6 protein-coding genes are annotated in these 6,735 nt (G+C 70.2%); 2 read left to right on the top strand and 4 right to left on the bottom strand.

Features of this window, described 5'->3' with window-relative positions:
• Positions 1-296 precede the first annotated feature (296 nt).
• The 4 genes from QSK52_RS38625 to QSK52_RS38610 all read right to left on the bottom strand — a co-directional run bounded on the left by QSK52_RS38625 (position 297) and on the right by QSK52_RS38610 (position 3,348).
• Positions 297-1,100: a hypothetical protein gene (locus tag QSK52_RS38625; protein ID WP_285740965.1), complete on the bottom strand. Its 804-nt coding sequence runs from the start codon at positions 1,098-1,100 to the stop codon at positions 297-299.
• Positions 1,097-1,654, bottom strand: a complete 558-nt coding sequence (locus QSK52_RS38620; RefSeq protein WP_285740964.1) for an RNA polymerase sigma factor — start codon at positions 1,652-1,654, stop codon at positions 1,097-1,099. Before QSK52_RS38620 ends, QSK52_RS38625 begins: the two co-directional genes overlap by 4 nt.
• Entirely contained in the window at positions 1,651-1,944 is a 294-nt protein-coding gene (locus QSK52_RS38615; RefSeq protein ID WP_285740963.1) for a hypothetical protein, read from the bottom strand. Before QSK52_RS38615 ends, QSK52_RS38620 begins: the two co-directional genes overlap by 4 nt.
• 882 nt (positions 1,945-2,826) lie before the next feature.
• Positions 2,827-3,348 carry an Imm1 family immunity protein gene (locus QSK52_RS38610; RefSeq protein ID WP_285740962.1) on the bottom strand — a complete coding sequence of 174 codons (522 nt, stop codon included), beginning with the start codon at positions 3,346-3,348 and terminating at the stop codon, positions 2,827-2,829.
• Between the two features lie 213 nt (positions 3,349-3,561).
• Here QSK52_RS38610 and QSK52_RS39650 point away from each other — a divergent pair, with 213 nt between their 5' ends.
• Positions 3,562-4,950 (top strand): DEAD/DEAH box helicase family protein, encoded by a 1,389-nt coding sequence (locus QSK52_RS39650; RefSeq protein WP_352230362.1) that lies wholly within the window; start codon positions 3,562-3,564, stop codon positions 4,948-4,950.
• A 111-nt stretch (positions 4,951-5,061) separates the two neighbouring features.
• Positions 5,062-6,030 (top strand): helicase associated domain-containing protein, encoded by a 969-nt coding sequence (locus QSK52_RS39645; RefSeq protein ID WP_352230361.1) that lies wholly within the window; start codon positions 5,062-5,064, stop codon positions 6,028-6,030.
• Positions 6,031-6,735 lie beyond the last annotated feature (705 nt).

The raw sequence follows: 6,735 nt of genomic DNA, 5'->3' as shown, positions 1-6,735 counted from the left end.
GTCGTCCAGGGCGTCCGGCTGCAACTCGACCGGTCGCACGGCCTCCACGGCCTCGGCCGAGACGGTCACGTCTGTCATCAGGTGCTACTTCCTTGATCGGGAGTTACACCGTTCTTTTTACAGACCCGCGACTGACGGACACGCCTGCAATCGCCCTGTGGCTGCAGCATCGCCTGCCGCCGAGGAACGGCTGCGGCGGCCGCCCTTACAAGGGCGGCCGCCGCAGGTGCCGAGATATGTCTGAGCCTCGCTCAGCCGTCAGTGATCGCTAGAAACTCCCTCATCCATGGCCCCGGTCATCGTGTCCTCCCCGGGTCGCAGTCGGCATCGGCGGCAAGGTACTCGTTCTCTGCGAGGTAGCGTTCGGCAGCACTGATCAACTCCTGTGCGTCCTCTCGCGTTTCGCATGCCTCGTACACCCGCATCTGCCAAGCGACCCTCGATCGGGGAAGCCATTCAGCGGCGTTCTCTGCAGACAGCCGACGGGGCCACCGCAGTGCATCAACCCAGTCCCGAACGCTCCTCCGAGCGTAGTAGGCCCCTAGGTAGGCATGCCTGAAGTTCATGGCAGCCAAGTGGAGTTCAATCGCGGAAACTTCTTCGCAAAACCCTGGGATATCCGGATTCTCTTCGCGCAGAATTTCCAGATAATCGGCTGCATCCGGATCACCGGAACGTGCTGCGGCACGCCACCAGGCAACAGCCAACCGCTCCAGACCAAGACGTTCGAACTCTTCCGCGATCCGCCGCTCCAGGGATCCGTCCCCTCCGGCCCCGCCCGATGCCCGGCCGATCCAGTGCCCGAGCAGGTCGTAGAGCGATCGTCCCTCCGATCGCCGCACCGGAGCGGCCCCGCCGTCCGGGCGCACCGAGGGCAGGGGCCCGGGTAGCGGCCAGAGGCCGGCGGAGGGGTCCTCCGCCGGCCGCTGGCTGTCGGATGCTCCCCCGAAGGGGGCACGGCCCGCAGGCCGTGCCCCTCCGGTACGCGCCCCCCGCGCACCGCCGAAGCGGTGAGCGGGGTCGGAGCTGATGACGGTGTAGAGGTGGCAGAGTGCGAGCAGGCGGATGTCCTCGGACGCCTCGGAAGTCCACTCCGTCATACCGTCACCTCCTTGCCGGTGTTCCTGATCATCTTCTCGAGCCCCTTGAGCGCGGCCCGGAGGTAGCGCTTGACGGTTTCCTCGCCCAGTTCCATGGAACGCGCCACCTCCTCGATCTCCATCTCTTCCAGATAGCGCAGCGTCACAGCGGTGCGCTGCTGCGGAGGAAGCCCGCCGATGAGCTCCACGATCCGCTCTCCGAGTGCGGAGGCCCTGTAGTCCGGGATCCCGCCGTCGGTGGCCTCGTCCTCGCTGTAGAGCTTCAACGCGGTGACGACCTTGGACTGCCGGCCGCCGTTGCGGCGGTGGTGGTCCACCGCCGCCCAGTGGATCGCCTTGTACCCGTACGCCGTGAGGGCGTCGCCGCGGGCGGCGACACTCTCACGGGTGCGGAACAACTTCTCCAGGACGTTCTGCACGACATCCTCGGCGTCGTGCACGTTGCCGGTCTCGCGATACGCAGCGCGCTGGTAGCCGACGGCGGTGGAGGCGACGAACCCCTCGAAGTCCTCCACCGGGTCCAGGTGGTGCGTACCGCCTTCGGTCTCGGTCACGCCACGCTCCGCAGCTGGGGCACGGCATCAGCCGGCTCGGGGACCGACGCGGCGGGGATCCACACCCCCCACTGCGGGTGCCCGGCGTCGAAGTGGACGACGACACCCCCGCCCGGCAGGGCGCCCGCCGCGGCGAGCACGGTGGCACGGCGCTCGCGCTCACGCGCGAGCTCGTAATGCAGGTGGATCCAGGCGTTCACCGCCGCACCGGCACGGGCCAGCGCGTACGGAAGGAACAGCAGGGGCGCAACGGCCCCAGCTGCCCCCAGAAAAAAGGACGGCCAGGTCATCGGGGGCGAAGACCCTTTCTGAGGAGGGGTGAATGATCTCGGCACGAGCTCAGCGGGACGGCTTCTTGGCTCCTGTCCCACCCCGTACACGCAACCACCCACCCCGATCCGGATGCTTTGCGCGAAAAATCTTCCCGCCACCCCCAGGCGCCCCTGCCCCACCCCGCCACCAGCCCTCCCCCCCACACCATCCCTGGCCCACCACCACCCTGGAGAGAGCCACACCCGCGACTGGTCTCCACCCCGCCGACGCCACCACCGCAGGCAGCAACCCCGCACCGCGACAGCACCGACCACCCACCGCCGCCACACAGCACACCCGCCGAACCTCGCGGATCGGGTGAGAACACCGTGGTCTCACCGAAAACACCACATGCCCGATCCACCGGCCTCAGGCCAAGGCCATCCCCTGCACCGTCCACCACCAGCACGAATTGGCACCTGAGCGAGAACACCGCACACCCACCGAGAACAGCGCCCAGCCACCCCAGCCACCCAAAACCCCCGGCAAGCCAAACCGAAAACCCTGCTCGAAACCCACCAACCACGCCATCCAGAACCGCTCTGACCAGCAAAAATACCGAAAATGCCTTTAGACCGAGACAACACCCACGACACGCGAACCCCACATCAGCGAACCGACCACAACCCCAGCTCACACACCACGCCCTGACCACCCACCACCCCGAAAACCCCTCACACCCAAACCACAGCACCCCAGCTCAACGACCACCCCACACCCAAACAACGCCCCCCGGAATCCTCACGGGCCTGGTGGCCGTGCGGGACTGGGAGCGGCACTCCGGCCAGGACGAGCACGCGGGGCCGGGTGCGGTGGCTGGCATCGGGGGCCGGGTGTCTGCAGGCCGACGGCCGTGCGGCTCAGGCGCCCTGGCCCGGCTCTCCTCCGGTGCGACTTCCGTGGCGGTAGCCGTTGAACTCACCGGTGACCCAGTTGATGCCAGCAGGACGCTCGCCCGTTCCGTCGAGGCAGAACTGGTGGATCACGGGCACAATCTGGGCCAGGGGCAGGACGCTGGACGGGGCGTAGACCGCGCCCGTGTGGTCGTCCGCGATCAGCTCGGGCTCGTCGCCCGTGGGCTCCAGGTTGTCCGAGAGCCACAGCCGGTCGTGGATCCCGTCCTTGGGGCCTGTGCCGTACCAGAGCAGAGCGGCGTAGCTGCCGGTGTGGTCGATCGTCGCCCGGAGGCAGGCGTAGGGAAACCTGCCTTCCGGTTCGCGCCTGTAGAAGAACGCCGGCTGCCGCTGGGACGGGTAGCGGTTGGTGAAGCACCCTAGGGCCTCGTCCACGAAGTCTTTGACCTCTTCCGAAGAGCTGGGGATCCTCCTCACCGTCTCGCGCCGAGGTCCCTCCCAGGCGGTGAACGCAATCACGGGGATCATCACGGGCCTCCTGATCGAAGCGGGCCGCGGTCGGCGGCCGGGTCGGCGACGATCTTCACGCACCCCACCGACAAGCAGGGCACGGCCGGGCCTCACAGATCGTCCTGCCACCGCAGTCCGGCGCTCTCGGCGCGGTGCAGCCGGTAAGCGCTCATCAGTACCGCAGCCCATTGGAAATGGTCCGTTCGAAATTAAGGAAAAGGGTACGGAATCATGATGAAAAGGCTTCGCCGTAATCAGGAGGAGGCCGCTGACGCCTCTGTACGACTTCTGACGCTCCCGGCGTCGCCCCTGGTGCCGCCCCAGGGGCTGCGGTGCCAGCTCCGGGCGGCGACGGGCGCGGGGAAGTCGCTGACGGCCGTTCACATCGCCGAGCGGCTGCGCTCGGAGCGGACGCTGGTGCTGGTGCCCTCGCTGCCGCTGCTGGAGCAGACGGTGGCGGTGTGGCGGCGCGAAGGGCACGGCGGGCGGATGGTCGGGCTGTGCTCGCTCACCGGGTACGAGCAGCCGGTGGGGCTGCGGTGCACCACCGACCCGGCCGAGCTGGTGAAGCTCACCGCCGGGCTGAAGCGCGTCACCGTGTTCGCCACGTACGCCAGCGTGGGCCTGGGGCACCTGGAGAAGGCCCACCGGATGGGCCTGCCGGCCTTCTCCCTCGCCGTCGTGGACGAGGCGCACCGGGTGTCCGGTGCGGCGGGGCGGCCGTGGGCGGCGGTGCTGGACAACACCCGGATCATCGCGGACCGCAGGTTGTTCATGACGGCCACCGCGCGGGTGTGGGCGCTCAAGGACCGCGACCGCGAGCGGGCCGCGGAGGCTGGGGTGGAGGCGGCCGAGCTGATCGCGAGCATGGACGACGAGGAGCTGTTCGGGCCCGTCGCGCACGACTACCCGCTCGGAAAAGCTATTTCCGACGGCGTGGTTGCCCCGTACCGGATCGTGTGCGTCGACGTCGCCGACCCCGTGCTGCAGGGCCTGGAGCAGCGCGGTGCGGACGTCCGGTCGCTCGAGTACCGCGGGGCCCGGCTCGCGGCGCTGCAGACCGCGCTGCTGTCCGCGTGCGCGGAGTGGGACCTGTCCCGGACCCTGTCCTTCCACCACCTGGTCGCCGAAGCGCGGGCGATGAGCACCGGCCTCCCGGACGTCGCCCGGACGCTGTGGGAGCAGGATCCGGCGCTGCACCCCAACCCCGAGCTGGTCGGCACCACCTGGCTGGAGGCCGACCACACCCCCGCCCAGCGCCGGGCCGCGCTGGAGGAGTTCTCGGAGCTGGTGCGGCGTGAGGATGGGCTGCGGCTGCTGCGGCACGTCCTGGCGTCGGTGAAGACGCTCTCCGAGGGTGTGGACACGTTCGCGTGCGACAGCGTGTTCTTCGCGGACGTGCGCGGCTCGATGGTGGACCTGGTCCAGGCCGTCGGGCGGGCGCTGCGCACCACCCCGGACTCCGGGAAGGTCGCCACGATCGTGGTGCCGGTGCTGCTGGCCGCCGGGGAGAGCGGGGAGGACCTGCTGACCTCGAAGGCGTACGACGGGCTGGCGAAGGTGCTCCTCGCCCTGCGGGCCCACGACGAAGCCGCCGTCGAGCGCCTGGCCCTGCCGTAGTCCGAGACCCGCCCGGCCCGCGAGCCGCGGCACTCCGGGGACCTGGACGAGGTCCGCTCCGCCGGCGGCGAGGAACGGCTCCTGTCGTTCTCCACCGAGCGCGACCCGGCGGTGATCGCCGCGTTCGTCCGCACCCGGGTCCTGGAGCCCGAGAAGGAGGAGTTCCGCCGCGGCCTGGAGGAACTGACCGCCTACCGGAAGGCCTTCGGCGACGCGAAGGTCCCCTGCGCCTACCGGGCGCCCTCCGGGCACCGGCTCGGGGTGTGGGTGGCCGACCAGCGCCGCTACAAGGCCGCCGCCATCCTCGACGACAAGCGCATCGCCGAACTCGACGCCCTCGGCATGGTGTGGTCCGCGTTCGACACCGCCTTCACCGACAACCTCACCGCGGTCGCCGGGTACGCGGCCGAGCACGGCCACGCCTGCCCGCCCAACGACGCCGTGTGGGACGGGCGCCCCGTCGGGACGATCCTGAAGAACTGGCGCACCGCCCAGCGCCGCACCGAGACCCTCCAGCGTCGCGCCGAGGCAGGCGAGAGCGGCTTGGACTGGACGGGGGCGTTCCCGGCCGACCGGAAGGCCGCCCTCGACGAGATCGACCCCGCCTGGTGCCCGGCCTGGCCGGTGGAGTGGCAGCGCTGCTTCACCCTGGCCTGGCGCCACGTCACCGACGGCGGCCAGCTCGCCGGTACGGCGCCGGGAACCGTGGTCGTCCACGGCGAGGACCTGTCCGCCTGGGCGCGGGCGCAGCAGACCGCCTGGGACAAGCTCGGCCCGGCCCAGCAGTGGATGTGCGAGCACGTCCTCGGCCTGACTCCGCTCGAGCCGGAGGAGCTGCCCGCCCCGAAGGTCCCGCGCGCCGCGAAGGAGGAACGCAACCTCACCGCCGCCACCCAGTACCGCGAGCGCGAAGGCCACCTCAACGTCCCCCGCAAGCACAAAGAGGCGCTGCAGCTGGCCGACGGCACCACAGTGGAGATCAGCCTGGGGCTGTTCATCGCCAACAGCCGCAGCCGCCGTACCAGCATCCCCCACACCCGCGCCGAGCGCCTGACCGAGCTCGGGATGCGCTGGAAGTGATCGGGGGCCGCTGGCGGCTGCTCAGGCCGCGGTGGCGGGCTGCTGGCCGCCTTGGTGGGGCGAGCAGCACCGGCCGGGAGCCCACTGTCCGACGGCTCCGTAGGGTCGGACCCCCGGCCGTCCAACCGCACGACCACGACCCACCCACCACCCATCAGGACCCAGGAGAAGGAGCAGACAGAGGGGGTTGTCGGATTTTGCCAGCGCTCCGAAACGGCCTGTGACCTGCGCGGATGCCGGGCCAGGCCGGCGGGCGCCGGGGTACCTACGGCGGTACCTGCGCACGTACCTGCGGTGGTGGCGGGCCGTGCGGTCCTCGGAGCGGGGGAGGTTCGTGGTGGGGCGGGCGGACACTCCCGCCGATCCGGTTGCCGTGATGCTTCCGCCCGTTCTGCTGGAAGGGATCGACTCCGCGGTACGCGCTGTCCTGCACGGGCGTGGTCTGGACGCCCTTGCTGTGGGCGCCGTGTTCACCGCCCTCGCGTAGGCCCTCGCGGGGAGCCGGGCCGCAGAGCATCTGAGTGCCTTGGGCCTGCTCCACGCACTCGGCGAGGTCGGCGCCGGCTTCGCCGAGACGTCCTACTCAGGTTGAACTCGCCTTGTCGTAGGTGGTGACGGACCTTGATCCCTGCGGTACGACATTGGGGTGCGATACGCGCAGGGGGGCGGGTTCACTGCCCGGGAGCAAGAGCGTCGGGAGCGGGT

The organism is Kitasatospora phosalacinea (assembly GCF_030268885.1).
Taxonomy (GTDB): Bacteria; Actinomycetota; Actinomycetes; order Streptomycetales; family Streptomycetaceae; genus Kitasatospora; species Kitasatospora phosalacinea_C.
This window is presented reverse-complemented; position numbering and strand designations above follow the sequence as displayed.

What these genes read in the sequence shown, in the direction of transcription:
- QSK52_RS38615 (WP_285740963.1), bottom strand. Translation starts at nt 1,944, where the DNA reads ATGACCTGGCCGTCCTTTTTTCTGGGGGCAGCTGGGGCCGTTGCGCCC.
- QSK52_RS38610 (WP_285740962.1), bottom strand. Translation starts at nt 3,348, where the DNA reads ATGATCCCCGTGATTGCGTTCACCGCCTGGGAGGGACCTCGGCGCGAG.
- QSK52_RS39650 (WP_352230362.1), top strand. Translation starts at nt 3,562, where the DNA reads ATGATGAAAAGGCTTCGCCGTAATCAGGAGGAGGCCGCTGACGCCTCT.
- QSK52_RS38625 (WP_285740965.1), bottom strand. Translation starts at nt 1,100, where the DNA reads ATGACGGAGTGGACTTCCGAGGCGTCCGAGGACATCCGCCTGCTCGCA.